Here is a 927-nt window from a genome sequence, read left to right on the forward strand (position 1 = left end):
GTCAGAAGTAGAATCAGAAGTAGCGTCGGCATCGGCAGTAGCATCAGCAGTAGAATCTGAGTCAGAAGTAGAATCAGAAGTAGCGTCGGCATCGGCAGTAGAGTCAGCGTCTGCAGTAGAGTCTGAGTCAGAAGTAGAATCAGAAGTAGCATCGGCATCTGAAGTAGAGTCTGAGTCAGAAGTAGCGTCGGCATCGGCAGTAGCATCAGCGGTAGAGTCTGAGTCGGAAGTAGAATCAGAAGTAGCGTCAGCGTCTGCAGTAGCATCGGCATCAGCAGTAGAGTCTGAGTCAGAAGTAGAATCAGAAGTAGCATCGGCATCTGAAGTAGAGTCTGAGTCAGAAGTAGCGTCGGCATCGGCAGTAGCATCAGCGGTAGAGTCTGAGTCGGAAGTAGAATCAGAAGTAGCGTCAGCGTCTGCAGTAGCATCGGCATCAGCAGTAGAGTCTGAGTCAGAAGTAGAATCAGAAGTAGCATCGGCATCTGAAGTAGAGTCTGAGTCAGAAGTAGCGTCGGCATCGGCAGTAGCATCAGCAGTAGAATCTGAGTCGGAAGTAGAATCAGAAGTAGCGTCAGCATCAGCAGTAGAATCTGAGTCAGAAGTAGAGTCAGCGTCTGCAGTAGCATCGGCATCAGCAGTAGCATCAGCAGTAGAGTCTGAGTCAGAAGTAGAATCAGAAGTAGCATCGGCATCTGAAGTAGAGTCTGAGTCAGAAGTAGCGTCGGCATCGGCAGTAGCATCAGCAGTAGAATCTGAGTCGGAAGTAGAATCAGAAGTAGCGTCAGCATCAGCAGTAGAATCTGAGTCAGAAGTAGAGTCAGCGTCTGCAGTAGCATCGGCATCAGCAGTAGCATCAGCAGTAGAGTCTGAGTCAGAAGTAGAATCAGAAGTAGCATCGGCATCTGAAGTAGAGTCTGAGTCAGAAGT

1 protein-coding gene is annotated in these 927 nt (G+C 49.2%); it reads left to right on the forward strand.

The window, feature by feature from the left end:
* A partial coding sequence (locus GFJ41_RS17760) for a hypothetical protein (RefSeq protein ID WP_170075975.1) occupies nt 1–927 on the forward strand: 927 nt, incomplete at both ends.

This window comes from Paraclostridium dentum (assembly GCF_012922555.1).
In the GTDB taxonomy this organism is placed as follows: domain Bacteria; phylum Bacillota; class Clostridia; order Peptostreptococcales; family Peptostreptococcaceae; genus Paraclostridium; species Paraclostridium dentum.